This is a genomic window from Streptosporangium sp. NPDC023615 (assembly GCF_040640155.1).
GTDB lineage: Bacteria > Actinomycetota > Actinomycetes > Streptosporangiales > Streptosporangiaceae > Streptosporangium.
Map to the genome: position 1 here is coordinate 1 of NZ_JBFABE010000091.1, position 24205 is coordinate 24205.

The window sequence follows — 24205 nt, forward strand, 5'->3', positions numbered from 1 at the left end:
GGCCGGGTCGGCGGCGCGCGCGGTGCGGAAGGCGACCTCGATCCAGTCGTTGCCGGTGCGCTGGAGGTTGGAGTCGCGCCGGGCGCCGGAGTTGCCGTCGTCGAAGGCCTCGTTGACCACGTCCCAGGCGTAGATCTTGCCCTTGTAGTGGTTCATCACGCCGTTGATGTGGCCGATCATCGCCTGGCGCAGCGCGCTTCCGGACATCGCCTCCATCCAGCCCGGCTGCTGGGAGTGCCAGGCCAGGGTGTGGCCGCGGACCCGCTTGCCGTTCTGCACGGCCCAGTTGTAGATCCGGTCGCCGGCGCTGAAGTTGAACTGTCCCCGGTTGGGCTCGGTGGCGTTGATCTTCATCTCGTTCTCGGCCGTGATCATGTCGAACTCACGGTTGGCGATCGTGGTGTAGGCCGGGTCGCCGAGCTTGCCCGCCGAGATCGCGGCGCCGAAGTAGCGGCCGCTCTGCTGTGCCGCCGCGGCCAGCGTGGACGCGGCCGCGTCGGCCGAGCTCGTCGTCGCCACCATTACCGTGGCCGCGCCGAGCACGCTGAGCGCGCCGACGGCCACTGCCCGGCGCAGCCGGGTTAGGGGTGGGGGTATGGCGATTGCGCCCATTCCTGAGCCTCCATAACTACACATCACGGGTGAAGGGGAAGGCGGGGACATTCCCCCGCAGACTCGACACCGCGCCCGCTCCGGGCGACCACCACCAGGGCGTCAAGGACGCGGCCCTCCGCCGAACCGTCCGGTGGAGGGGCCATCTTGATGACTCAGTGTGGAAACATGCCCGAAACTTGTCAAGACTCATCGAAACTTTCGGTCGTCGGATGCGCTCCGGATGCCGAATCACCTGTACGGAGCACGATCGACGGGGTGAAAATTTCGCCACGGCCCGCTCCGGACCGGGGTGCGGGTGAACGTTTCATCACGGGCCCCGGGCTGCCGGCCGGGCCGGCGCGCTGGAACCAGGTGGGTCCGTGATCGGTCCCGAACCCGCGATACCAGGACCTCTTCGCTCCTTGACAGCGGCTCGCCTCTCGTATGAGATCTGCGACACCACCACCTCCACCCATTCGACGGAGAGGGGCCCGACCAAGCGGACAACGGTGCGAGCGCCGGCGAGTGCGGCCGTGGCCGCGATCGCCTGATCACAGGAGGTCGGCTCTACCGGCGCCGGTTCGCCGACCTGAGGTTTCGGCGTTGAGGTGATCTCGGCGAGATCACCTCGACGTCTCGCCCGCGGTGCCGCGGTGCCGCGCACGCTCACCCTCAACGGACGTACCGCATCACCAAGTCCGGGACCACGGTCACCGGCGCCCCCGCCTGACCGACGCCGATCGGGGACAGAGGGCCGGGGGCCGCATCGACTGCGGCCCCCGGCCCTCTCGGCGAGCGGCGACGGCCCTTTCGGCACACCACACCCCCGCATCCCCGGCGCCCGCCCCCGGGGCCCGCCCGGGACGGTGGTGAGTCTCGCGCGTCCGCCTCACGAAAGGTGAATCGGTCCAACTCCAGATGAGATCCCCGGGCGAAGGTCAAACCTCCCTGTTCCCCCTGGTGAATTCGGCGATCTCGAAGTCGTGGCCAAATGGAGAACGTCGCCGTTCAATCATCGGGAAAGCCGGGAGAAGTCCAGGTAGATGCGATTCCGGATCGGTAAGCTCGCTTATCACGATGCCGTGGGGTGTCGTTCCCGCACCGTTCCACGGTGACGCTCCGTGTCAGCCGACGGCGTGACGGCTCCGGCCCGCACCCTCTTTCCGGAGGAGACGGGCGGCGCTCCCACCGTGGTGGCCGCGGGTGTCCGCGACGACCGCCACCGGATCGCGATGCCACGGGCGGCGACCGCCAGGACGCCGCTCTCGCCAGGAAACGCGGGGCGGCCCGGGCGGCAGATCCGCCCGCCGGCCGCGTCGAGGACCTCGCGGCCACCGGGCGGGCGCCGTGCCACCCCGGCCCGATCACGCTCCGCCACCCGGCGCCCCGGGGTGTGCCCGGGACCGTTCCTCCGGGCGCCCAACAGCCCGATATGGCTCCTGAGCTCGGCGTAGTCACGCGCCGACATCGGTGGACCGTTCCGGCCGTGACATCCGGGAAGACGGGTTCACCGACAAGCCTCTCGCCCTCCTGAGGCGACCGGAGCTTTCCGGCCTACGACGCCGCCCGGCGCGTGGCGGGCGGAGCGGCTCCCGGACCGACGCGGCGGAAACCCGAAGGACCACCACGCAACGGCCCGGGACGCGCGAAGGGCCCGGCCCCTCAAGGGGCCGGGCCCGTGGACCGACCGTGGTTCACGGCGGGCCCGCCACGGGTGCTACCGCCACGCCGTGAAGTGCCACTTGTTGGGCTGCGACCAGGTACAGGCTGTCACCCGGTATCCCGAATCCCTGACCGCGTACCTCCAGTAGTTACAGGTACCGGCGTCCGAGTAACCACCGTAGAACTTGCTTTCGGCGTGGGCCACGCCACCGAAGGACAAGACCGTTCCGGCGATGGCGAAGCTCGCGACGCCGACGACCGCTCTTTTCATGAAACTCATGCTTTGGGCCTTCCTGTGAACCCCCGTGGGGAATTACCGCTGCGCATTGATCCTCAACCAGTGATCACCGATATGCAAGACCGTCTTTTGAGATCCGGATCCGGCGCACCGGCGGCGAAACCACCGGCGGTGACGACCGCGCGACATCCCACAACCCCGCCGGAACGATCCAGCCCCGCTGCCCGCCGTCCACGCTGTCAGGCGCACGTCGCGTGGATCCGCGCAGCCGCCCGCGGGCGTCAGAGGTCGACGCGGGCCATGAGCGGCAGATGGTCGCTGCCGGTGGCGGGCAGGATCCAGGCGGCGACGGGACTCGCCCCGCGGGTCATGACGTGGTCGATGCGGGCGAGGGGCAAGGCGGCGGGCCAGCTGAAGGCGAAACCCTTCCGCGTCGAGACCAGCCGGGAGGTGAGCGGGGCCAGGCCCCGGTCGTCGAGGGTGCCGTTGAGGTCGCCCAGCAGGACGACCCTGCCCAGCGTCTCCGAGGCGACGGCCTCGCCCAGCAAGGCGGCGCTCTCGTCCCTGCGACCGGAACCGAAACCGTCCGACGGCCGGACGCGGAGTGAGGGAAGGTGGGCGACGTACACGGCCACCTCTCCCTGCGGCGTCCGCGCGGTGACCCGCAGCCCGCGGTTCCAGTCGGCTCCGACGCCCGCCGGCCTGATGTCCACCGGCCGCGCGTCCGCCAGGGGGTACCGGGACCACAGGCCGACGGTGCCCGCGACCGCCCGGTGGGGGTGACCGGACGCGAGGACGTTCTCGTAGACGGGCCGGACGGCGGGCGTCAGCTCCTCCAGGGCGACGAGGTCGGCCCCGGCCCGCGCCAGGGCGCGCGCCGTCCCGTCGTGGTCGGGATTCTCCTCGCCGACGTTGTGCTGGAGCACGGTCAGGTCGCCCGCCGCCTCCCGGTCGGCGGGCAGCGACCGCCCGCCGAACACCGCGACCCAGACCGCCGCTGGGAGCACCGCGAACACCGCCGCGAGGGCCGAGCGGCGCGGCAACGCCAGACCCAGCAGCACGGGAACGGCCAGGCCCGTCCAGGGCAGGAAGGTCTCCAGCAGGCTGCCGAGATTGCCCACCGCGTTGGGTACGACGCCGGGGAACGCCATCGGCACCGCCACCGCCACGGCGGCCGACGCGAGAACCCGTCCGCGCGGCCGTGACCCGCCGGACGAGCCGGACGAGCCGGACCCGCCGGACCCGCCGGCCTCCCTGTCCGGCTCGTCCCCGTCCCGTGCCGTGGTGCCCCACGCCCGGCGTTCGGCACGGCGGGCGCTCCTCCCCTCGCCGTCGGTCTTCCGATCCTCGACGCTCATGCACCCGACCGTACGGCCACCGCGGTCTCGCCGGCCCCCCTCCGGTGACGCGAACGGAACGGCGAAGGGGCACCGCGCCTTGACAGTGTTCGGCGCGAAGCCCTGTAATGACGGGCATGTCGCGTGCCACCGGCCGGGAGGACGGCGGTGGCATGGAGGCGCCGTAGCAAGGGATGACGTCGTGTCCTCACACTTCACAGGCAGCGGCTGACCGCACAGCGCCCGCGCGCCGTTTCCCGCGCCCGGTGGTGCCGAGCACCACCGTCACCCGCGAGCCTGCCCCGAATTCGACCGGCTCGAATTCAACGGGCTCCGATCCGACGGGTCGATGACCGGCCGACGTCCCGCTGTTCCCGCGTGCTCATCGGGACCTCGTGCCCTTCGTACCCGTGGCCGGCTCGGCGCGCGTCGGCTCCGCGCCACCCGCTCCACGGGCCACCGACCACCACCGCGCCCCCGGCATCCTCACCGACGCCGCCACGCGCGTCCACCGACCTCACCCGTGCCCGGAGCAGGCCGGACACATCGATGCCGCCTGCCCGCTCACTCCCGGAAAGGGACCCCACACCGTGAACGTCACACGCCTCCCCAGCACCCCCGGCGACAGCGCCGAGGCCCTGTCACGGCTCATGACCCTGCACGCCAGCCCCCCGGAGCTGCCCGGCGACGCCGACCTCACCCCTGTCCTGCCGCACACCGGCGGTGTCCCCGGCACGTGGGTCACCGCGGGCCGGGCCGCGGTCGAGAAGGGGGTGACGGTCTATCTCCACGGAGGTGGATTCGAGTACACGAACCCCCACGCCGAACGGCTCATGGCCCACCGCCTGTCGCGGGCGACCGGTCGTCCCGTCCTGGCGGTGGACTACCGGCTCGCCCCGGCCCACCGGTATCCGGCCGCCCTCGACGACGCGGTGGCCGCCTACCGGAGCCTGCTCGGCCAGGGCGTGCCCGCGTCGCGGTGGGCGCGAAGGAGGTGATGCTCGACGACTCGCGGCGCTTCGCCGAGGCGGTATCCGCCGCGGGAGGGGACGTCCGGCTCGACGTCTACGAGGGCATGCCCCACGCCTTCCACGCGACCGTGCTCCTGCCCGACCTGCCTCCCGTGGCCGTCACCCTGATGCGCCGTATCGCGGAGTGGGCCGACGGGACGGCCACGACGTGGACGTCGTCCTCCGTCCGGGAACCACCTCTCGGCCGTGCCGTCGCCGTTCTCCTCGTGACCCGCGCGACCGTCGCCGGCCACGAGCGTGTGCGCGTACGACTCGCGCGGCGCGACGACACCGAGCCTCGGCCGAGGCTATATCGCCACGCCGTCACTGAGCGGGCGCGTAGGGTCGCCTGCATGGCACTGCGACCCGTTCAGGTGAACATCAAGGCTCTCGATCCGTCGGCGGTCGGCCGGTTCTGGGCCGAGGCGCTCGACTGGAAGGCCTACAGTCCCGGCGTGACCACCTACGTCGGCCCCTCCGACGACCCCGTCTGGCCGGACCCGGACCCGGTGGCCGTCGGCATCAACGTCGTTCCCGTCCCGGAACCCAAGACGACGAAGAACCGCACGCACCTCGACCTCGCCACCACCTCCGCGGCCCATCAGGCGGAGGTGGTCGCGCGCCTGAAGGCTCTCGGTGCGACGCCCGCCGACATCGGCCAGGGCGACGTCCCGTGGACGGTCCTGACCGACCCGGAGGGCAACGAGTTCTGCGTCCTGGAGTCTCGGGAGGTCTACCGGGACACCGGCCCGATCGCCGCGGTCGTGGTCGACTGCGTGGACCCGCGGGCCATGGCCCGGTTCTGGGGCGAGGCGATCGACTGGACCCTGCACGAGGTGACCGACGACCAGGCGACGCTGCGCTCCGCCAAGGGCGGCGGCCTCTACCTTGAGTTCCTCCGCTCACCCGGCGCGAAGACCGTGCCGGACCGCGTCCATCTCGACCTGCTACCCTACCCCGGTGACGACAGGGCGGCGGAGGTGGCCCGGCTGCGGGCCTTGGGCGCCGTCGACGTCGACCTCGGCCAGGGCGACGTCCCATGGACGTGCATGGCCGACCCGGAGGGCCACGAGTTCTGCGTCCTCGCCCCCTCCTGACGCGGAGCCGCGACGACACCCCGGCGCCTTCGGTACCCCCGAACAGTGGCAGCGCCTCGCCCATCGCGGCGCACAGATGCTCGTGTATCTGACGAACGCCGCCAACCCCGCCGAGCCGTACGGGGTATGGCGCGGCCACCTGATCAGCCGGGCGGCCGAGAATCGGCGGGAGCCCAGCACCCCGTTCCGGACGTCCGCGGGCACGTTCCCATATCCCGGACGAGCGCTTCTTCCTATTCTTGTTCGATGGAAGTAGAGGAGATCCGCACCTATCCCCTCAGGTCCGCCAAAGGCATCCCCCGTTCGTTCGCCCACGTCCTGCCGTGGGGTCTGGAGGGCGACCGCCGCTGGGGTGTGGTGGGCCCGCTGGGAGAACTGATCTGGGTGGGCGAACACCCCCGGCTCCTCTCGGTCTCAGCCGTCGAAATCCCCGAAGGCGGCCTCCACCTGTCGGCGAAGGACATGGGTGAACTCAAGGTCCCCCCGGCGACCGGCGAGTTGCTCCCACTGCGTTGCTCCAATCTCGACCGGGCCGTGCTCGCCCACGCCGACGCCCATGAATGGTTCACCCGCCTGCTCGGCAGGCCCGCCCGCCTCGTCTGGCTGGACGATCCCGGGCGCCGGACCGTCACCGAGAAACAGGGAGGCCTCTGGGACGGTCCTCTCCTGCTCGTCTCCAGGAGTTCACTCCGGCGCCTGGACGACTGGATCGCCGAGGCCGCCGTGGAACACCGGGAGCAGCCCCCGGCCCCCCTCGACGTCGCCCGCTTCCGGCCCAACGTCGTCATCGACGGCGAGGACCCCTTCGCGGAGGACGTCTGGACGTCGGTCCGTATCGGCGAGGTCGACTTCCGCGTCTCGACGTTGTGCGACCGCTGCGTCGTCACCATCTGGGACCCGGTCACCCAGGAGCGCGGCAAGGAACCCTTGAGGACCCTGGCGAAGCGCCGCCGCTGGGACGGACACACCTGGTTCGGTATCCGCCTGGTGCCCAGGAACGTCGGCGAGCTCAGAGTCGGCGACGAGGTCCGGCCGGGCTGACCGGCACGTGCCCGGCTTCGTGGCCGCCGCGAGAGCGCCGGTGTCCGGCCGTCACGGCTCGGTGCGGGGGCTTGAGAGGTCTGACCGAGCGGGTGTCAGTTCTCGGGCGTCCGGAACTCCGGCTGGTCGATGACGCGCAACCAACTACCGTCGGCCTGGCGGCGGACCACCTGCGCCCGGGCGCCGGAACCGTCCTTGGGCGGGGTCGAGGTGAGCGCGATGTCCCCGCAGACCAGCGTCGGAAGCGGCCGCTCCGGCTCGAAGCGCGGCGCGTTGCCGAGGACCTTCTCCCACAGCCTGCGGATGGCCTCCCGGCCCACCGTCACGCCGCCCGGCGGGTAGGCCATGACGGCCTCGTCCTCATACAGGGCGGCGAGGCCGGCGGCGTCACCGGCGTTGGCGCGCTCGACGAAGAGGCGGGTGAGGTCCTCCGGCTTCATTGCCTTCTCTTTCTCGGACACCATGGTTCCTTTCTCGCGGTCCGCATGCCTACGGAACGAGTCTCATCGCGCGCCGGAGATAAGTCCAATCAATCATTCAGAGGAGAACTATAATCAGCGGTTATGGAGATAAGGCAGCTCACGTACTTCCTGGCCGTCGCCCAGGAGGCGAACTTCACCCGGGCCGCGGAGCTGGTGCACATCAGCCAGCCCGGGATCAGCGCCCAGATCCGCCAGTTGGAGAACGATCTCGGGGCCACACTCATCGACCGCTCCGGCCGCAGCGCCACGCTGACCGCGGTCGGTGAAGTGGTGCTCGACCACGCGAGGGCGGTGCTGGCCGCGACGGAGTCGCTGCGGCACGCCGTCGACGAGATGAACGGGCTCGTCCGGGGCAGGCTCGTCGTCGGCATGGTCACCGCGTGCACCGTCACCCCGTTGTTCGACGCGCTGGCCGCTTTTCACCTCGCCCATCCCGGGGTCGAGATCAGCCTGGTCGAGGACGACTCCAACAGGCTCATCGAACACGTCCGCGACGGCACCGTCGACCTGGCGCTGATCGGCGCCGCCGTTCGGCCGCCGGACGACCTGGACGGCCGGCAGATCATCAGCGAGCCGATCGTCGCCGCCGTACCGGCCGATCACCCGCTGGCCGGACATGACGGGGTCACGCTCGCCGAACTGAACACCCACCCGATCATCTGCCTGCCCGAGGGAACCGGCATCCGCGCGGTACTCGACCAGTCCTCCGCCGCCCGTGGCCTGAAACCGGTCGTCGCCCTGCAGGCCAGCGCCCCCGGCGCCGTGATCAACCTGGCCGAACGCGGGCTCGGGGTCGCCGTGCTCTCCGCATCCATGGTCGCCTCCTGCGAGACCCTGCGGACCGTTCCCATCACCGACGCCGACGTACCCGCGGTGCTGGCGCTGATCTCCGCACCGACCAAGAGCCCGGCGCTGCGGGAGCTGTTGTCGCACTGCCACCGCTCCTTCGGCGAGCCGCGGGCCGAGGACGGGGCGGTCTCGTCGAGCCGGACCTCGGCCGAGTAACCGCCCCACGAAGACAGCACACCGCCGACCAGGACCGGCGAGGCGGAGCTGGTCAGCGAGGTGTCGAGGACGTCGATCGACGCTCGGCGGCCAAAACCGTCAGACGGGCAGGTCCCAGCTCGGCCCGCCGGGCTCGCCCAGCCAGACACGCTGGCGCTCCCGGCTCACCGTGAGCCCGTACGCCGACTGGTGAGGAGACCCCGCGCCCCGCCAGGGAAGGACGGCGTCCTCGACCGCGTCCCACAGCCGCAGCGGGCCGTGCTGGCACACCGTCCACCCGCCGGCCGGGTCGGGCCGGACGGTGGCCTGCGAGCCGGTGGCCACGTCCAGCAGGGCGACCTCCTCCCCGCTGCCCAGCTTCATCGCCGACGGCGCGCCCAACTGCCCCGCGAACAGTCCGGCCGCCTCGTCCAGGACCCGAGGGTCGATACGGCTGCGTCCGGCGTCCCCGATTCCGAGGAGGGGGGCGGGCATCGGCGGCGGGCCATGGGGGCGGGCGGTCATGAAGTAGACGTCGTCCTCCAGGAACCGCCCCTCGGCGGTGCCGTCGTCGCCGAGCGTCAGGTGCGCGAACGCGACCCCGCCCATCCATCCGGACAGCGGGGCGGTGATCGTGCCCCCGCCCCGGACCTGCCACACCCAGGGCATCGGGATGTAGCGGACCGAGCAGGTGGCGATCAGCCGGTCGTACTCGGCGTTCCCCTCGTATCCCGCGAGACCGTCACCGACCACCAGTGCGGGCGCGTACCCGGCGGCGGTGAGCGCGTCGCGGGCACGGGCGGCCACGGCCGGGTCGTACTCGATCGAGGTGACGGCCTCGTCGCCGAGCCGGTGGCACATCAGCGCCGTGGAGTAACCCGTGCCGGTGCCGATCTCCAGCACCCTGTCACCCTCGCGGATCCCCGCGGCCTCCAGCATCCGCACGACCAGGCCGGGCAGCGTCGACGACGACGTGGGCGCCCCGAGGGCGGGACCGCGCGCCGCGTCGACCATCACACCGTCGACCTGCGTCACCCACGTCTCGTCGCGGTAGACCAGGTCCAGCCACTCGTCCTCGCCCATCTCCTCGCGCCGCGCCACCTCCCACCGGTCGCCGTACCCGGTGGCCCCGGCGATCGCCGAACCGAGAAACGGCTCCCGCGCCACGGACTCGACCGCCTCCCGCCACCCGGGATCACGCAGGCACCCGTTGAGGACGAGCCGATCGGCGAGATCGTGACGGAGACGCTCGGCCAGGCCGGATGTACCAGGAACGGTCACGGTCGTTCCTCCAGAAGCAGCTCGGCGAGGGCGGTGGCGATCGGCAGGCCGGTGGCGTCCTCCAGCCACCCCCACTGCCCGTTGGGATTGCACTCAAGAAAAACCGGTGCGCCGTCGGCGGTGAGCGCGAAGTCGAACGCGCCGAAGCGCAGTCCGAGATGTTCGATGTACGCGAGGCAGCCTGCGGCGAGACCAGGCGGAGGCTCCACGATCGTGTACGAGAGACGGTCGTAGTCCTGACGCCAGTCCAGCAATCCGGAATCGATCCGAACGCAGAAGACGCGCCTGCCGACGACGGTTACTCGAAGGTCGGCCACCTTGTCGACACGTGCTTGGAACAGGTGTGCGGCGCGACCCACAGTGTGGTCCAGGTCATCGGGGCCGACCTGGGCCGTCCATATGGTGGCGGGCTCACCGCCAGGGTCGATGTACGGGGTGGCTCGCAGCGGCTTGTAGACGATCGGGCCATGCTCTGCCGCGAAGGCGCGAGCGTCGCCCACCCGGTTGGTAACCAGCGTGGCGGGCACATCGAATCCGACCCGTCGCGCGGTGGTGAGCTGGAGCGGTTTGTGCTCGGCCGCGGTGATCGCCCACGGGTGGCTGACGTACTCGCAGGGCAGGGAGGCGAGAATCCCGCCGACCCCGAAGCGGGCCTGCGCGCCGCTGAACCGCTCGACCTGCGAAGGACTGTCCGGCAAGTACGGTGTGGGCCGCCTGTAATAAACGGACCGCACCCGCTCCAGGACGACCTCCCGTGACCGGGTGACCAGGACGCCACGTGACGGGAACCGTCCGAACCACGCCGACAGCTCGGCGTAGGCGGGGAACTCCGCTCCAGGATCGAACCGGGCGACGCAGGCACCACGCTCGTTCAAGCGATCGATGACCATGTCCGCCGTCGGATCGTCCAGGCAGGTGAGCACCAGGATCACGCGTACGGCCCTCAGTCGGTGTCGTAGTCGGTGACCGTGGTCTGGTCCGGGGGCTGAGGAGCCGAACCGTCGCCCCCTCCTCCGGTTCGCTGCGACTTGCTGGTCTGCTTGTTGGTGCCGTGCTTACCCGCCTCGATGAGGTGGCCGGTCGTCGCGTCGCGGTAGACACCGGTCTGGGTGACCGGGTCGAGCTCGACCCGGTACGGAGCGCTGAGCGCGGCTTTCTCCGGCGCGAACGGAACCGACCGCGCGAGACCCCAGGGCTGTACGAACGAGTTGTTCATCGTTGCATCCTTTCCTCGGAGTGACCCGGGAGGAGCGAGGTGAAGTGGTGCCCCCGACTTGCGCGACGCCGGGACGTTCCGGAGAGCGGCCCGAGCACGGATATGACCGTGCGTGAGGACATGGTTCGAAGGTAGGAATCAACGCGTGGCGGGTCAACGTGATTGCTTCAGATTGCTCGAAAACCCATCCGTCCTGAGGACGTCAGCCGTCAGTCGCGCGACTCGGCTTCGGCGTGCAGGTCACCGAGCGCCCCGGCGATGACGGCGCGAGCCTCGCGACCGTAACGGGCGATGCCCGCCAGAGAGTCGAAAATCTTCGCGTACACCTCGATCTCGCCGGGCTGGGTGAGGGTCAGCTCGGCGGCGAAAGTCTCGACCAGCACGGTGTGGTCTTCCAGGATGTGGAACCCGTGCAGGGGCGTGGCCGCGTACGACTCCCGCAACGGGATGACACCGAACCTCAGCCGGGGCAGCGACGTCGCGACGGACAGGCGGTCCAGTTGCTCGATCAGGATCTCGCGGGGTGCCGTTCCGTACCGCAGCACCGCCTCGGTCACCACGATGTGGACGTCCGCCTCGTACAGCACGTCCTGCCGCCTGATCCGGGCCTTGATTCCCTCCTCGATGTCGTCGCGCGCTCCCCAGATGTTCACCGAGCGCCTGAAGCGCTCCCGCATGTACGGAGGGATCTGGAGCAGGCCGGGGATGACGGAACACTGGAACGACCGGATCCGCCCGGCCCCGGATTCGAGCCGGCCGATCTCCTGCTGGCGCGCTTTCACCCCGTCACGGATCCGGCGACGCCACTCCACGTACTTCGACTCCAGGGAACGAAGCTCCGCGACGAGGTCGGGCTCCCTCTCCCCGGCGTTCGCGATCTCCAGCCAGGCCCGGATGTCGTGGTCGGTGGGAGTCTGCCTGCCCAGCTCGATCTTGCTGACCTTGGACGCCTGCCACCCGGCTCGCCCGGCGAGCTCCCTGCCGCTCAGGCCTGCATCCAACCGGGCCTCTCGCAGCTTGAAGCCCAGCGATTCGCGCGCCTGGCGGATGTCACTCGACACGCTTCGCGAATTCCTCGCGGGAGACCGACAACTTCCGGGCAAGATCGAACCATCCGAGGTGCTCGGCCACGACCTCGGGGGCATCGATCAGCTCGGCTCCCAGCATGGACCCGTCCTCGTCGAAGTGGAGAACGGCCGACAGGGAGCGGTCGAAGCACCACACGTCGAGCGAGGGAATGCCCGCTCCGAGTGCGGTGTCGCGGTCCAGGTATCGGATGTCCTCCCCCGCAGCGTTGTTGGCCGCGGCTCCGTGCAGCCCGAAGCGGGCATAGTCGGACAACGGAAGGGAGACCACCCGGACCCTCTGGAAGAACCGCCCTTCCACCGCTGCCCGGCGGATCGAGTGCAGCCACGGCCTGTTCGCCCACTCCGGATCGGGACTTCCCTCCAGAAACCTGCGGAGCGGCTCCTGTTCGACCGGCGAGTTGTAGCGGTCGCGCGTCTCAAGACGCTGCGCGGTGGAACGGAACGAGGCGAACAACTCCTGGAAGCGATCGCCTCTGACGAGTTCCGACACCCTTGCTACTCCTTCGGGATGAACGTGAGCATCTCGCGGGGGATCTCGACGATAGCCTCTCCCAGCCCGAGGTTGACGGCGTCGCCGAGCGCCTGGGGGTCGAGGATGAGCTTGCCCTGGATGGCCACCGTGCCACTGGAGGTCTCGTAGGCGGCGGGACAGTCCCCGTTCTCGGAGGACGTGCCGAGAAACCGTAGGCGCATGTGCGTGACCCTTCCTAGATATTGCTACGGATAGCTAGCAATCTTGACTGTGAGGGGCCTGACGGACGGCGTCAAGGCTCTTCGCTGGCAAGACCCTGCAGAGGCTCACCTAGAAGGCGCTTGGCTTGTACCAGCGACCTTCAAAAGCACACTTGACCGCGTACGCAGGACCCATAAATCCGTGCTCCCGTCCAACGTGAAAGCCTCTGGTCTCCAGATCGACAACGGAAAACGTCAGACTTCGTGGATCGACACCTTGTCCCCCAGGGAGCTGCCCATAAGCAAACACAACAGCGTCTCCTGAAAGCTCCCTTCGCGAAGAGCAAGACGGTTGGTAAAGCGATCAAAACACACTGACCCTAAAAGCGACACAACCGAATCGCATGGACATATCGGACAACTTGTCCAAACTGTCGTCACGTAATGGCAAGATTCGGACATGAGCGCATACGTCAGGACCTTCGGTGAAATCCCTGGGTACCCAGAGGGCTGGTCACCACCAACCGGCAAGCGGGCTGAGATACAAAGAGTAGGCATTCATGCACGCAACATAGCAGGCATATCCGGCACAGCAGCCGAGGGTGCCGACGCGATCGTCCTCAATGGTGGGTATCCAGATGACGACGATCGCGGTCTGGTGATCATCTACACCGGACACGGAGGCCAAGATTCCAAAACGAAGAAGCAAATCGCTGACCAGGATCTTAAGGACCCCGGAAATGCCGCTCTCGTTAAAAGTCAACTCGACGGTTTACCCGTTCGGGTAATTCGCGGCTCTGGCGAGAAGTCCCCGTACGCACCAACCAATGGCTATCGCTACGACGGGCTATACCGGGTTTTGCGACATTGGTTCAAGACTCGCGATGACGGTTTTCGCGTATGTCAGTTCCTCATGGTGAAGATTGGCAGTCCTTACGATGTTCTGGATCCAGAATACCCCGACAGCGTTACCAATGAAGGCGCTCTGAGCACTTCAGAATCATCGATAGAACCTGTCCATCGGACCGAAACAACCGTCTACAAGGCTAACCGCCGAGCCGGCATCGTAAAAAAATTAAAAGCCTTACACAGAAATCTCTGCCAGGTCTGCGGTAAGGCCGTAAATCTTCCCAGCGGACCTAGTAGTGAAGCCGCTCACATACAAGCTATTGGAGTACCCCACAACGGCCCTGACGTAATCGAAAACCTTCTCTGTTTGTGCCCCAATGACCATCTGAGGTTTGACAACGGCGCCTTCTATCTGACCGACAACCTTGAGGTTGTAGACACGCTCGGCGAGAACCCGTCCTATAAATTGAGGACTCATCCCGACCATAAAATCGGGATCGAGTACGTGCGATATCATCGATCTTGTTGGCTTAAATAAGCCCGAGGCCCCTCTGGCTAAGTGGCACAACACGAAGAAACTTTTAGAAGCGTAAATCGCTATCGTAAGCGACTTTTCAAACCGCTTTCAGCGGCTTAGGTTGTCGAGCATTCCGTCTTTGACGTCCCGCAAGAACGCCTTCCAGCCGTTGTTGCTGAAGCTCAACACCGATCCATCCGGATCTTTACTATCCCGTACCGCAAGACCTCCACCTGGGAGGCTTGCTACTTCAACACAGTTGTCCTGCTGAGCACTCTTGCTACTCTTACGCCAATTCGGCACTGGGGAGACCTGGTCCACGACTGCCACTCCTATTTCTTCCGTGTTTGATCAGCTAGGGCAATCACGTAGCGTGCCGACTCCTCCACAGTCAGCGCTGCCGCGACTACACGGTTGAAAATAAGCGTATACGCCTGGACCTCTTCTGGACGTTCCAGAAAAAGATTGTCCGTTGGCGTCTCCAGGTAGACAATCGATGGGTCCAGGTTTCCCGCAAAGTCCAAGATCACAAACCCGCTTCCCATTGCGGCATGTGCGCCGGTCGAGTCGGGTAGTACCTGCACGGTGATGTTCGGCCGCGTCGCCATGTAAGCAAGATGGTCGAGCTGCTCTGCCATGACCTTGGCTCCACCCACCATCTTTCTCAGCGCAGCCTCATCAATAACCACCCAGAGCTGCGGCGGGTCACCACGATCAAGGATGGCCTGTCGAGCCTGACGCGCCTCAACACGCCGCTGGACGGCGGTTTGATCGAGAACCTGCCCCGCCTGAAAGATCGCGGTGGCATAGGCGGCTGTTTGCAGCAGGCCAGGGACGGTTACGAGCTCGACGGTACGGACCTGAGTTGCCTCCGCCTCGAAACCAGGCAGGCTGCCACCGAATACGTCCTTGTACTTGGCCCACCAACCCCTTTCGCGAGACTGGCGGGCAAGATCAAATATCGCCTCGCGCACAGTGGGATCGACGACGTCATAGAGGTCGAGCAGAAGGCGAATATTGCCGATGTCGGGCAGAACCCACTTGTTCTGCTCCATATGGGTGAGCCGACCACGAGACCACTCCAGCTTCTTGGCGACCTCGTCGTGTGTGAGACCAGCCTGTTCGCGTAGCCGGATGAGTTCGGCGCTGAGCCGCCGTCGTTTGATAGTGGGACTACCAGTCACCTGACCTCTTTTCCCTACCAAAGGGCGCAAACTACGCAACCCAACCATTGAAGCCTATTTTTATTGGCGATGAAATTTTGGCCTTGAAAATTTTGCGGCCAGCCGTCACCATGTGGAGAGTATCCATCACTGAGAGTGATCGAGATGTGACTCTCACTTAACGCATCTTCAGACTCTCGGGAGTTGTCCCCTCGGAATCAGCGACCCGATATGCGCCAGTCCGGGTACCCGGCACTCTGGCCAACCGAGGACGCTGCAGAAACGGCTCTGCCAGGCGAATGGCGTCGCCTGGCAGAGCCTCGATCGCACGCTGGAGGTGCAACCTGTGTCCAACCATATGGGAACCATCAAGATCGTCAGGGTTCGCTGGCATGCCGGGCAGCCGCCCTCGCCGCTCGGGTGTCGCTGGTGTGGCCATCCCCCGTACGCGCACGACGCCGCCAGCCTGCCGCATCGGCCCGGTCACCTGTGGGAGCAGCCCACCCCGGCGCAGGTCCGTACCCGCATGGTCGCCCGGCGTCGTCTCGGGCTCTGTGGTCGGCTGCCCGCGCCCGCGCCCGTGACCGGGCACGTCACGCCGAACCCGCTGACCACCGTGCCCCTGCGCGCGCAGGCCCATCCCGCTCCGGGCTCCCCCACGGGCAGGGGACGCCACGCGCGCCCGCCCGTGATGGCCGTGCCGCCGCACAGGCAGGAGTCGCCGCCGGGTGTACGGCCGTGGACGGGCAGGCGCGAGTCGTACCGGAGAGGGGTTCAGGTATGAGCTCCCCCCTCGTCGGCGCCGCGACCGGCGTACCGGCCGACGTCGGCACGGCCGACACGGTGGACGTGGCCGACGCCGATACGGCGGACAGGGCGGACGGGGCCGACACGGCGATTCGCAGGGGAAGGGGGTGGGCGGAATGACCGCACGTCTGCTGTCCGCGCTCGTCGGCGTGTTCGCCGACCGGTTCCGGACGACGACCGGCGACGTGACGGGACCGGTTCTCCCGGCCGCGACGTGGTCGCCGCACCTTGGGCGGACACCCGGCTGGTCGGCGTCCCGGGCTCATGCGCCCGTCATCTCCCAGCGGTTCACCGCCACCCGTGACCAGGTCAGGCTCGCACGGAACTTCGTCGCCGAGCTGCTGGGGGACGGCCACCCGCTCCTCGACGACGCCGTGCTTCTGACCAGCGAGCTCGCCACCAACGCCGTCGAGCACTCCACCATCCCCGACGAGACCCACCGACCGCCCGTCCTCGGTGAGGGTGGCGCCGGAGCGGACGACCGGCCTGGGGAGTTCGTCGTCACCGTGGCGTTCGTCCCTCACGGCGTGCTGGTCACCGTTCAGGACGCCGGAGCCTTGGGGGTTCCCTGTACGAGGGACGCCGGGCCGGCCGCCACGGGCGGACGGGGACTCATGCTCGTCAACGAGCTCGCCACCCGCTGGGGCTTCCACCGCGACGCCACCGGGACCGTCATCTGGTTCGAGCTGGGCCCACCCGGCACGAAGGCCGAATGAGCCGCTGAATCGGCGACTGCGTCGGACACGGCCAACGCGGCGGAGGAACACGCGAACGGCCACCGCGTGGTCGCCCGCCGTCGTACCGGCGGACGAGGATCACGCGGTGGCCGAGGGGCGTGTCCGGCCGGGACCGTACCCGGCCGGACGGCGACGGCCGGTCAGCAGTCGCAGATGAACCCGTAGGTTCCCCAGTCGGCCTTGATGGTCAGCTGGTACTTCGTGCCGTAGAGGCCGTTGACCGCGCCGCGGTAGCTCTTGTTCGGGCTCACCGTGCCGCGGCCCACCCGTACGCCGGTCTCACGGTCCCAGACCTCCCAGGTGGCGATGGAGGTGGTGTCGAGGCCGATCCACACGCGGTGCAGGTCGGTCCTGGCGGGGGTGTAGCCACTGGCGCACTTGTTGGTCACGTAGGACGGCCGGCAGGTGTGGCGGGTCTCGGCGGCTGCGGGCTGCGCGAAGACCACGGATGCGGCGAGGACGCCGAGTGCGACGAGGGCGGGTTTGAAGGGTTTGCGCATTAAATCGGTCTCCCTAATCGAGATTTTGGCGCGACCAGTATGGCATTCGTAATGATCAGCACATAAGGCCCAATTCAGGAGGTTTTTCGCACGTCGTGACGGTCGGAGGCGCCCTGCTCGCCCCTGACCTGGTCCGCCCCGGGGAAGTGCGCCGGACCGTTGACCGTTGCCGGGACGTCAGCGTCTGTGGGCGACGACCCGCTCGCTCTTCCCGGGGAACGCCATGACCAGGATGTGCTGCGGCAGGTCCCGATCCCACACGGGCTCGCGGTAGTGCACCCGGAGCCGGTAGTGCCCCCTGCCGAGAAAGGCGAGGTTGGACGTCCTGCTCGGCCCCGACATCGGGACCCAGATCACGGCGTCCCCGGTGGGGCTCTCGTAGCCGACCTCGATGACCTTGTCCCACCCCTTGACCTCGACCGGAGGCCGCCCGCGGTAGGTCTCCGTGGTCAGGCAGATCCGGGAGTCGGAGGCGACGCCTATCCTCAGGTGGCCCGGTGCGCTGGCGACGACGTCGTGGTGCAGGGCGGGCTCCTCCTCCGTGGCGGCCTCGTGGTCCTCGTACACCTCCAGGCCGATCTCCGACCACAGCAGCTCGCGTCTCACGCCGACGGGTGTGGTCAGCGGCCGATGCCTGGACGCGTCGCAGGCGGCCTGGTTCGCCGCGTCCCGCCGGTCGAGTTCGGCCTCCTCGGCGGCGAGCTCGGCGTCCCACCGGCGCGCCGCCGGCGGGCAGATGGGCACGATCAGCGCGAGCTCCACGCGGATGTCCGGGTACGTCGCGCACTCCCGGCGTCCGTAGGCGAGCAGGTCGTGGTCGGGCATGGTGGGGAAGGTCAGGCGGGCGTTGCACAGGAAGGCCGACTCACCCCTGCGGGACAGGGGGTCTCCGGGTCCGCACGCGTCGAGGCCGGTGACGGGTCCCGAACCGAGGTCGGCGGCGGGCAGGAGGCACAGCAGTCCGCCCGCCGCCGTGCCCACCGCCACCCGCCGGAACCGCCGGCTCCGGACGAGCCGCCGCACCCGGTGCCGGGGCACCCGTACCGCCGCCAGCGCGCAGAGCGCGGCCAGCACGAGCGCGACCTCGACGTTGAGCACGGCCGACGTGCCGCGCAGGAAGGCCGGTTCCTCCCGGACCAGGAGGCAGTAGTCCCCGGTCCCCGTCTTCAGGAGCAGGGTGAGGGCGCCCGAGCCGTGGACCAGCAGGACGGCCGCCATCAGCACCCGGACGACCGTCCGGCCCACCGGCTCGCGTCCTCGCCCGACGCTCAGCAGGTGCGCCCCGAGGGCCAGGAGCAGCGCGCAGACGGCCGCGTACCGCAGCGGCGTCCTCCAGCGGAGCGTCTCCGTCCACATACCGAGATCGACGCCGAGGCCCGAGCAGAGCCACGCCTGCCAGAGGGGTTCGAGACTTCCGCCCGATCGGGTGAGCATCGCCCACATCCCGGCGGCGGCCAGGACGACGGCCGCGGCCCACCATGAACGCGATCTTGCTGACACGAGCCGCCAACCTACCGTTCCGTCGAAGGGGCCGGCGACGAGGACGGAGGCGGGGGCGGGGATGGAGGCGGGGCGGGGATGGAGGCGGGGCGGGGGCGGGGATGGATACGGGGGCGCCGGGGACGAGGCGGGGCGGCGCGGTTCGGGGCGGGCGGGGCCGTCGCGGGATTCTTCGCCGGACACCTCAACGCGAAGGGAGAAGATTGGCACAATACCGGCATGCGATGCACCCAGTGTGACAACACGGACCTGGAGTCAGGATTCATCGACGACGCCGGGGAGTACTCCCCCGGCTACGGCCGCTGGATCGCGGGCCCGCTGGACCGCGGCATGTTCGGCAACGCGAAACGCTTCGGGAAGCCCCGCTGGGAGATCGAGGCCTTCCGCTGCACCCGGTGCTTCCACCTCGAGCTGTTCGCCCGCAACGAGGCGTGAACCCGTTGCGCCGACGGGGACGAACCCGCCGGGCGGCCGGGGCGGAACACGATCGGGCCGGAGGGCGGTCGGAGGGGGAGGGTCAGCCCATGCCGCTGATCCTCTCGGGCTCGATGACGAAGATCACACGGACCTGGTCACGACCCCCGTACCAGGGGTAGGGGGTGCCGAGGTATCGCTGGGCGAGCATCTCGATGTGGTCGACCGCGCCCTCGGTGGTGACCTCGAGCACCCGGCCCCGTACCTGGATGTAGCGCGAGGGGTCGGCCGGGTCGGAGACGGCGACGGCCACGCGCGGGTCGCGCTCGATGTTCCTGGTCTTCAGGTGGCCCCGCACGCTGTTGATGATCACGTGCTCGCCGTCGGTGTCGACCCAGGTCTGGGTCAGCTGGGGCGAACCGTCGGCCATCGAGGTGGCGAGGTAGCAGGTGCTCGGCCGGCGCAGCAGGGCGAGCAGTTCTTCGGTGAGTTTCACGATGATCTCTCGGCCGGGCGGGTGCGACACTGTTCGAGCAGCTCAGCACGGTTGTGACGAGCATAGTCACCGCCTCGTGACCGGCGATCGGCACGGGGCCCCGGACGGTCGTGGACCGGGTATCGCCGAACAGGACCGGGCGGGGTGGCTACCCTCGATTCATGATCGTGTGGTTGAACGGCACATTCGGCGTGGGCAAGACGACGACCGCGCGGGAACTCGTCTCGGTCATCCCCGGGGCCCGGCTCTTCGACCCGGAGCAGGTCGGCGCCATGTTGCGGCACGTCCCCGACCTTCCGCCGGTCGAGGACTTCCAGGACTGGCCGCCGTGGCGCGGCCTGGTCGTGGACACGGCGCGGCGGCTGCTGGCGTACGTCGGAGGGGTTCTGGTGATTCCGCAGACGGTCCTCGTCGAGAAGTACTGGACGGAGATCCGGGGTCGGCTGGAGCGATCCCGCATCCCCGTCCACCACGTGGTGCTCCACACCGACCAGGCCACCCTGACCCGGCGGATCGAGGAGGACACCTCCGACCCCGGGGCCCGGCAGTGGCGGCTGGACCACCTTCCGGACTACCTCGACGCCCTGCCGTGGCTGATCCGCGAGGGGAAGGTCGTCGACACGACCCAGCTCTCGCCGTCGCAGGTCGCGCACGCCGTCGGCCTGCAGGTCGGGGGTGGCGGCAGGTCGCGTACGGCCGCGAGGACGCCGGGGACGGGACCGGCCTCGGCCACGCTGCCCGCCAGGACCGGTGTGCGGCGGGCGGGAGGGAGGGTACGGCGGGTCTCCCCCGAGCGGCTCTCCCCGGAACGGATCGGCTCGGAGCGGGTCCGTTCGGAGCCGACCGCCCCCGGGGACCTCAGGGCCCCGTGACCGAGCCCGTTCGGAGCCGGCTGTCCTCGGGGGCCTCAGGCCTCCGTTCGGAACCGCCCCCGGGGACCGCGGGGTTCCGTGAGGCGCTCGATCCCGGCCGTCGCCACAGGAATCACCTTGTCCACTTAAGGACCTACAGCGCACTACGCTCGATATATGCCTGATCAGCCTGTCTGCCACTGTTTGCTCTGCGTCGAGCGCGAGGTGGAACTCGACGAGGCGGATCTCAGGACGATACGGAGCGTCCAGGACCGGGGGTGGGCGGTCGTCATGATCCCCGGGGACGAGGACGGGCCGGGCTGGGCGTTCACCGTCGGGCTCTGGCACACGCTCCGCTCGCCGGAGGTGGCCATGTTCGGCCTGAGGGCGGAGGTGATGGGCGACTGTCTCGGCACGCTGGCCGACGGGATCGCCGCGGGCCACCACCTGGTCGAGGGCCGGGAACGGGACGACGTGATCAGGAACTATCCGATCGTCGCCAAGACGGTGGACGCGAGCTGGTACCGCTCGCTCTTCGGCACGGCGCTCCGCTTCTACCGGCAGCCCCCGCTGCCGTTCATGGAGATCGTCTGGCCCGACGCCGCGGGACGGTTCCCCTGGAACGACGGCTGCGCCCCACGGTTCCGCGAGCTTCAGCCCGCCCTGTGGATCCCCAAGGACGACCACGCCCCGGGCCCCTGGACCAAGCTCCCCTGACGGGCCGCCCCTCGTCGCGATCGTGACGGGCCGCCTCTCACCGGGGCGTGACCCCGCTTGACCTTGACACGGTGACAAGGCCTTCACTTCCGTCCGGGAGGTGGTCCCGATGTCCACCTCCCGGAACAGGACGTGGTGGCGGTGACCGTGGGCCCGCCTTCCGCTCCGCGCGCTCGCCGTCGAGCCGAACGGAGCCGGCCACGTGCGGTTCGTCCCGGATCCCGACGCGCCGGAGGTGCGGTCGCATGACCACGATCTACAAGTCCGAGGCCGGTGAGCGCGAGCTCCGCGACCGGTACCTGCGGGTGCTGGACACCTGGCCGGTCCCCGCCGAGCACATACGGGTGCCGACCCGCGAGGGCGAGACCTTCGTCCTCGCCTCCGGCCCGAAGGACGCGCCGTCCGTGGTGCTGCTGCACGGCTCGGGCGCGAACACGTCGATGTGGCGGGAGGACGTCGTCACCTGGTCACGGCACTTCCGCACGTACGCCGTCGACCTCGTCGGCGAGCCGGGCCTGAGCGCGCCCTCGCGCCCCGCCCTGGACTCCGACGCCGTGTCCCTCTGGCTGGACGACGTACTGGACGGGCTCGGGATCACCGAGACCGCGCTCGTCGGCTCGTCCCTCGGAGGCTGGGCGGCCCTGGACCACGCCATCCGCCGCCCGGGGCGGGTGACCCGCCTGGTCCTGTTGTGCCCCGGCGGCGTGGGGCGGCAGAAGGTCGGCTGGATCTTCAAGTCCCTGCTGACCCGCCCGTTCCGGCGCGGCGGGCTGCGCGAGACGGCGATGGCCGTCGCTGGACTGGACGGGGAGAGGGACCGGCAGGCGCTCGACGCCGTCGTCCTGACGTTCACGCACTTCAACCCGCGCAGGGAGAGGCTCCCGGTGTTCCCCGACGACGCGTTGCGCGGCCTCACCATGCCCGTGCTCGTCATCGTCGGCGGCCGTGACGCCATGCTCGACTCCTACCGGACCGCGCGGCGCGTCCGTGCGTGCGTCCCGCGCTCGACCGTGATCCTGCTCCCCGAGACCGGCCACGCCGTCTTCGGCCAGACCGAGCCGATCGCCGAGTTCCTCCGGGCCTGAGGTGAGGCCTCCGGACATGAGATGAGACCTCCGGGACTGAGAGGCCGGGGCGGGGGCCGAGGCGGGGGCGGGGGCGGGCCGTACGGCGCCGCGGCCGGTCGCGGTCAGATTCCCGAACCCCCGTGGTGGCCTACGATTCCATGCGATCGTTGACATCGCTTTACTCACGGGGGGAGATTCATGTCACGGCGGGGGACACCGCGGGAGCGGCTGCGTTACTGGTTCGACAACACCATGTCGCGTGGCACGACCGCTCTGATCGGGTGGCTCGCCCTCATCTCGCTCGGCCTGATCCTGCTGGTCACGGCGGGGGCCCTGTGGCTGACCCCGCGCGAGGCCGCGCAGCACCACGGCGCCCCGGGCATGCTGTGGATGACGTTGATGCGCACGCTGAGCCCCGGCAAGGTGGCCAGCGACACCGGGAGCGCGCCGTTCGTCGCCCTGATGTTCGTCGCCTCGCTGGGCGGGATCTTCGTCGTCAGCGCGCTGGTCGGCGTCCTCGCCAACGGCTTGATGGGCAGGTTCGAGGAGCTGCGCAAGGGCAGGTCGCGGATCATCGAGACCGGCCACATCGTGGTCCTGGGCTGGTCGGAGCAGGTCTTCACGATCATCAGCGAGCTGGTGCAGGCCCACGCGAGCGACCGCGGATCGGTCATCGCGATCCTCGCCGACAGGGACAAGCTCGCCATGGAGGACGAGATCCGGCGGTTCGTCGGCGACACCGGCAGGACCCGGCTGGTCTGCCGGACCGGCCGCCCCTCCGAACCGACCGACCTCGACCTGATGAACCTGGGCTCGGCCCGCTCGGTGGTCGTCCTCTCCCCCCAGGGGGAGGACCCGGACTCGCACGTCATCAAGACGCTGCTCGCCCTGGCCAGGCGCGCCGGTGACCACCCGCCGGTGGTGGCCGCCATCGCCGAGAGCTCCAACATGGCCGCCGCCCGCCTCGCCGGGGGTCCGGACGTCCACCTCGTCGACTCCGACGACACCGCCTCCCGGCTCATCGTGCAGTCGTCGCGGCAGTCGGGCGTCTCGGTGGTCTGCATGGACCTGCTCGACTTCACCGGCGCGGAGATCTACCTGCGTTCGGACCCGGACCTCACCGGGACGACGTACGGCACGGCGCTTCAGGCCTACCAGACCGCCACGGTGATCGGGCTGCGCCGGGCGGACGAGGTCATGCTGAACCCGCCCGCGGACACCCTGATCTCCGCCTCGGACGAGATCGTCGTCATCGCCCAGGACGATTCCATGATCCACCTGGCCGAGGGCATGCCCCGCCCCCGGGAGGAGGCGATCGTCTCCTACGAGCACACCGGGCCGGGCCCCGAGCGCACCCTGATCCTCAACTGGAACGGCCGGGGCCGCCAGATCGCCCGCTACCTCGACGCCTACGTCGCGCCTGGCTCCGCGCTGGACATCGCCTCCGACCACCCCGGGGCGACGGCCGGCCTCGAAGGGCTGGAGAACCTCACGGTCAACGTCAAGGAGTGCGACACCTCCGACCGCTACGCGCTCGAATCACTGGGCCTGGGCCTCTACGAGCACGTGATCGTGCTGTCCGACGACCGCTACGACCCCGGCCACGCGGACATGCGCACCCTGACGACCCTGCTCCACCTGCGCGACATGCAGACCACCCTGAACGAGCACTACTCGATCGTCAGCGAGATGCACGACGAGCACAACCGGAGCCTGGCCGAGGTCACCGAGGCCGACGACATCGTGATCAGTGACACGGTGATCGGCCTGCTGCTGGCGCAGCTCGCCGAGAACCGGCACCTGGCCGAGGTGTTCGGCTGCCTCTTCGACCCCCGTGGCTCGGAGATCTACCCGCGCCCGGCGGAACGGTACGTCCGTCCGGGGG

27 protein-coding genes are annotated in these 24205 nt (G+C 69.1%); 13 read left to right on the forward strand and 14 right to left on the reverse strand.

The window, feature by feature from the left end; all coding sequences use genetic code 11:
* Positions 1–612, reverse strand: a 612-nt coding sequence (locus AB0G16_RS35520) for an endo-1,4-beta-xylanase (RefSeq protein WP_362814953.1), incomplete at its 3' end; no start/stop codon positions are given.
* A 2163-nt stretch (positions 613–2775) separates the two neighbouring features.
* On the reverse strand, positions 2776–3852 hold the full coding sequence (locus tag AB0G16_RS35525; RefSeq protein ID WP_362814955.1) for an endonuclease/exonuclease/phosphatase family protein: 1077 nt from the start codon (positions 3850–3852) through the stop codon (positions 2776–2778).
* 569 nt (positions 3853–4421) lie between these two features.
* Here AB0G16_RS35525 and AB0G16_RS35530 point away from each other — a divergent pair.
* The 3 genes from AB0G16_RS35530 (at position 4422) to AB0G16_RS35540 (ending at position 6979) form a co-directional block, all read left to right on the forward strand.
* The gene (locus AB0G16_RS35530; protein ID WP_362814957.1) at positions 4422–4829 is read left to right on the forward strand and encodes an alpha/beta hydrolase fold domain-containing protein; all 408 of its coding nucleotides are present in this window, start codon (positions 4422–4424) and stop codon (positions 4827–4829) included.
* Positions 4830–5194: 365 nt separating this feature from the next.
* Positions 5195–5938 (forward strand): VOC family protein, encoded by a 744-nt coding sequence (locus AB0G16_RS35535; RefSeq protein ID WP_362815003.1) that lies wholly within the window; start codon positions 5195–5197, stop codon positions 5936–5938.
* 246 nt (positions 5939–6184) lie between these two features.
* On the forward strand, positions 6185–6979 hold the full coding sequence (locus AB0G16_RS35540) for an MOSC domain-containing protein (protein WP_362814959.1): 795 nt from the start codon (positions 6185–6187) through the stop codon (positions 6977–6979).
* Between the two features lie 95 nt (positions 6980–7074).
* On the opposite strand, the gene AB0G16_RS35545 is transcribed toward AB0G16_RS35540, so the two are convergent.
* Positions 7075–7419: a nuclear transport factor 2 family protein gene (locus AB0G16_RS35545; RefSeq protein WP_362814961.1), complete on the reverse strand. Its 345-nt coding sequence runs from the start codon at positions 7417–7419 to the stop codon at positions 7075–7077.
* A 123-nt stretch (positions 7420–7542) separates the two neighbouring features.
* Here AB0G16_RS35545 and AB0G16_RS35550 point away from each other — a divergent pair, with 123 nt between their 5' ends.
* Entirely contained in the window at positions 7543–8466 is a 924-nt protein-coding gene (locus tag AB0G16_RS35550; protein WP_362814963.1) for a LysR family transcriptional regulator, read from the forward strand.
* Positions 8467–8565: 99 nt separating this feature from the next.
* Here the strand turns inward: AB0G16_RS35550 and tgmC are convergent, their stop codons facing one another.
* The 6 genes from tgmC to AB0G16_RS35580 form a co-directional block, all read right to left on the reverse strand.
* Positions 8566–9726 (reverse strand): ATP-grasp peptide maturase system methyltransferase, encoded by a 1161-nt coding sequence (tgmC, locus tag AB0G16_RS35555; RefSeq protein WP_362814965.1) that lies wholly within the window; start codon positions 9724–9726, stop codon positions 8566–8568.
* The gene (tgmB, locus tag AB0G16_RS35560) at positions 9723–10658 is read right to left on the reverse strand and encodes an ATP-grasp ribosomal peptide maturase (protein ID WP_362814967.1); all 936 of its coding nucleotides are present in this window, start codon (positions 10656–10658) and stop codon (positions 9723–9725) included. The genes tgmC and tgmB overlap by 4 nt, the downstream gene beginning before the upstream one ends.
* 11 nt (positions 10659–10669) lie before the next feature.
* Positions 10670–10942: a putative ATP-grasp-modified RiPP gene (tgmA, locus tag AB0G16_RS35565; protein ID WP_362814969.1), complete on the reverse strand. Its 273-nt coding sequence runs from the start codon at positions 10940–10942 to the stop codon at positions 10670–10672.
* Positions 10943–11151: 209 nt separating this feature from the next.
* Positions 11152–12003, reverse strand: a complete 852-nt coding sequence (locus AB0G16_RS35570; protein WP_362814971.1) for a helix-turn-helix transcriptional regulator — start codon at positions 12001–12003, stop codon at positions 11152–11154.
* Positions 11993–12520, reverse strand: coding sequence for a DUF6879 family protein (locus AB0G16_RS35575; RefSeq protein WP_362814973.1), 528 nt, complete (start codon positions 12518–12520; stop codon positions 11993–11995). Before AB0G16_RS35575 ends, AB0G16_RS35570 begins: the two co-directional genes overlap by 11 nt.
* 5 nt (positions 12521–12525) lie before the next feature.
* Positions 12526–12723 (reverse strand): hypothetical protein, encoded by a 198-nt coding sequence (locus AB0G16_RS35580; protein WP_350915960.1) that lies wholly within the window; start codon positions 12721–12723, stop codon positions 12526–12528.
* Between the two features lie 439 nt (positions 12724–13162).
* On the opposite strand from AB0G16_RS35580, the gene AB0G16_RS35585 reads away from it, so the two are divergent.
* Positions 13163–14089, forward strand: a complete 927-nt coding sequence (locus AB0G16_RS35585) for a YDG/SRA domain-containing protein (RefSeq protein WP_362814975.1) — start codon at positions 13163–13165, stop codon at positions 14087–14089.
* Between the two features lie 87 nt (positions 14090–14176).
* Here the strand turns inward: AB0G16_RS35585 and AB0G16_RS35590 are convergent, their stop codons facing one another.
* Both AB0G16_RS35590 and AB0G16_RS35595 read right to left on the reverse strand, forming a co-directional pair.
* On the reverse strand, positions 14177–14398 hold the full coding sequence (locus AB0G16_RS35590; protein ID WP_362814977.1) for a DUF397 domain-containing protein: 222 nt from the start codon (positions 14396–14398) through the stop codon (positions 14177–14179).
* A gap of 2 nt (positions 14399–14400) precedes the next feature.
* Entirely contained in the window at positions 14401–15252 is an 852-nt protein-coding gene (locus AB0G16_RS35595) for a helix-turn-helix transcriptional regulator (protein ID WP_362814979.1), read from the reverse strand.
* 325 nt (positions 15253–15577) lie between these two features.
* Between AB0G16_RS35595 and AB0G16_RS35600 the strand changes: the two genes are divergently transcribed.
* Genes AB0G16_RS35600 through AB0G16_RS35610 form a run of 3 tightly spaced genes read left to right on the forward strand, consistent with a single transcriptional unit; the run spans position 15578 to position 16754 of the window.
* A complete protein-coding gene (locus AB0G16_RS35600) occupies positions 15578–16015 on the forward strand; it encodes a hypothetical protein (RefSeq protein WP_362814981.1) in 438 nt (145 codons plus the stop codon).
* Complete coding sequence (locus tag AB0G16_RS35605) at positions 16012–16158, forward strand: hypothetical protein (protein ID WP_362814983.1); 147 nt, start codon at positions 16012–16014, stop codon at positions 16156–16158. Before AB0G16_RS35600 ends, AB0G16_RS35605 begins: the two co-directional genes overlap by 4 nt.
* Positions 16155–16754: an ATP-binding protein gene (locus tag AB0G16_RS35610; protein WP_362814985.1), complete on the forward strand. Its 600-nt coding sequence runs from the start codon at positions 16155–16157 to the stop codon at positions 16752–16754. Before AB0G16_RS35605 ends, AB0G16_RS35610 begins: the two co-directional genes overlap by 4 nt.
* A 161-nt stretch (positions 16755–16915) precedes the next feature.
* Here AB0G16_RS35610 and AB0G16_RS35615 read toward each other — a convergent pair whose 3' ends face one another.
* Positions 16916–17275: a hypothetical protein gene (locus AB0G16_RS35615; protein WP_362814987.1), complete on the reverse strand. Its 360-nt coding sequence runs from the start codon at positions 17273–17275 to the stop codon at positions 16916–16918.
* Positions 17276–17452: 177 nt separating this feature from the next.
* Complete coding sequence (locus tag AB0G16_RS35620; protein ID WP_362814989.1) at positions 17453–18775, reverse strand: hypothetical protein; 1323 nt, start codon at positions 18773–18775, stop codon at positions 17453–17455.
* 219 nt (positions 18776–18994) lie between these two features.
* Here AB0G16_RS35620 and AB0G16_RS35625 point away from each other — a divergent pair, with 219 nt between their 5' ends.
* Positions 18995–19210: a hypothetical protein gene (locus AB0G16_RS35625; RefSeq protein ID WP_362814991.1), complete on the forward strand. Its 216-nt coding sequence runs from the start codon at positions 18995–18997 to the stop codon at positions 19208–19210.
* 82 nt (positions 19211–19292) lie between these two features.
* Here the strand turns inward: AB0G16_RS35625 and AB0G16_RS35630 are convergent, their stop codons facing one another.
* Positions 19293–19685 carry a PPOX class F420-dependent oxidoreductase gene (locus tag AB0G16_RS35630; RefSeq protein WP_362814993.1) on the reverse strand — a complete coding sequence of 131 codons (393 nt, stop codon included), beginning with the start codon at positions 19683–19685 and terminating at the stop codon, positions 19293–19295.
* Between the two features lie 161 nt (positions 19686–19846).
* On the opposite strand from AB0G16_RS35630, the gene AB0G16_RS35635 reads away from it, so the two are divergent.
* The 4 genes from AB0G16_RS35635 to AB0G16_RS35650 form a co-directional block, all read left to right on the forward strand.
* The gene (locus AB0G16_RS35635) at positions 19847–20557 is read left to right on the forward strand and encodes an AAA family ATPase (protein WP_362814995.1); all 711 of its coding nucleotides are present in this window, start codon (positions 19847–19849) and stop codon (positions 20555–20557) included.
* Between the two features lie 156 nt (positions 20558–20713).
* A complete protein-coding gene (locus AB0G16_RS35640) occupies positions 20714–21253 on the forward strand; it encodes a DUF4262 domain-containing protein (protein ID WP_362814997.1) in 540 nt (179 codons plus the stop codon).
* 245 nt (positions 21254–21498) lie between these two features.
* Entirely contained in the window at positions 21499–22338 is an 840-nt protein-coding gene (locus AB0G16_RS35645) for an alpha/beta fold hydrolase (protein WP_362814999.1), read from the forward strand.
* 180 nt (positions 22339–22518) lie between these two features.
* Positions 22519–24205 (forward strand): potassium transporter TrkA (locus AB0G16_RS35650; protein ID WP_362815001.1); only part of this gene is annotated, 1687 nt, incomplete at its 3' end.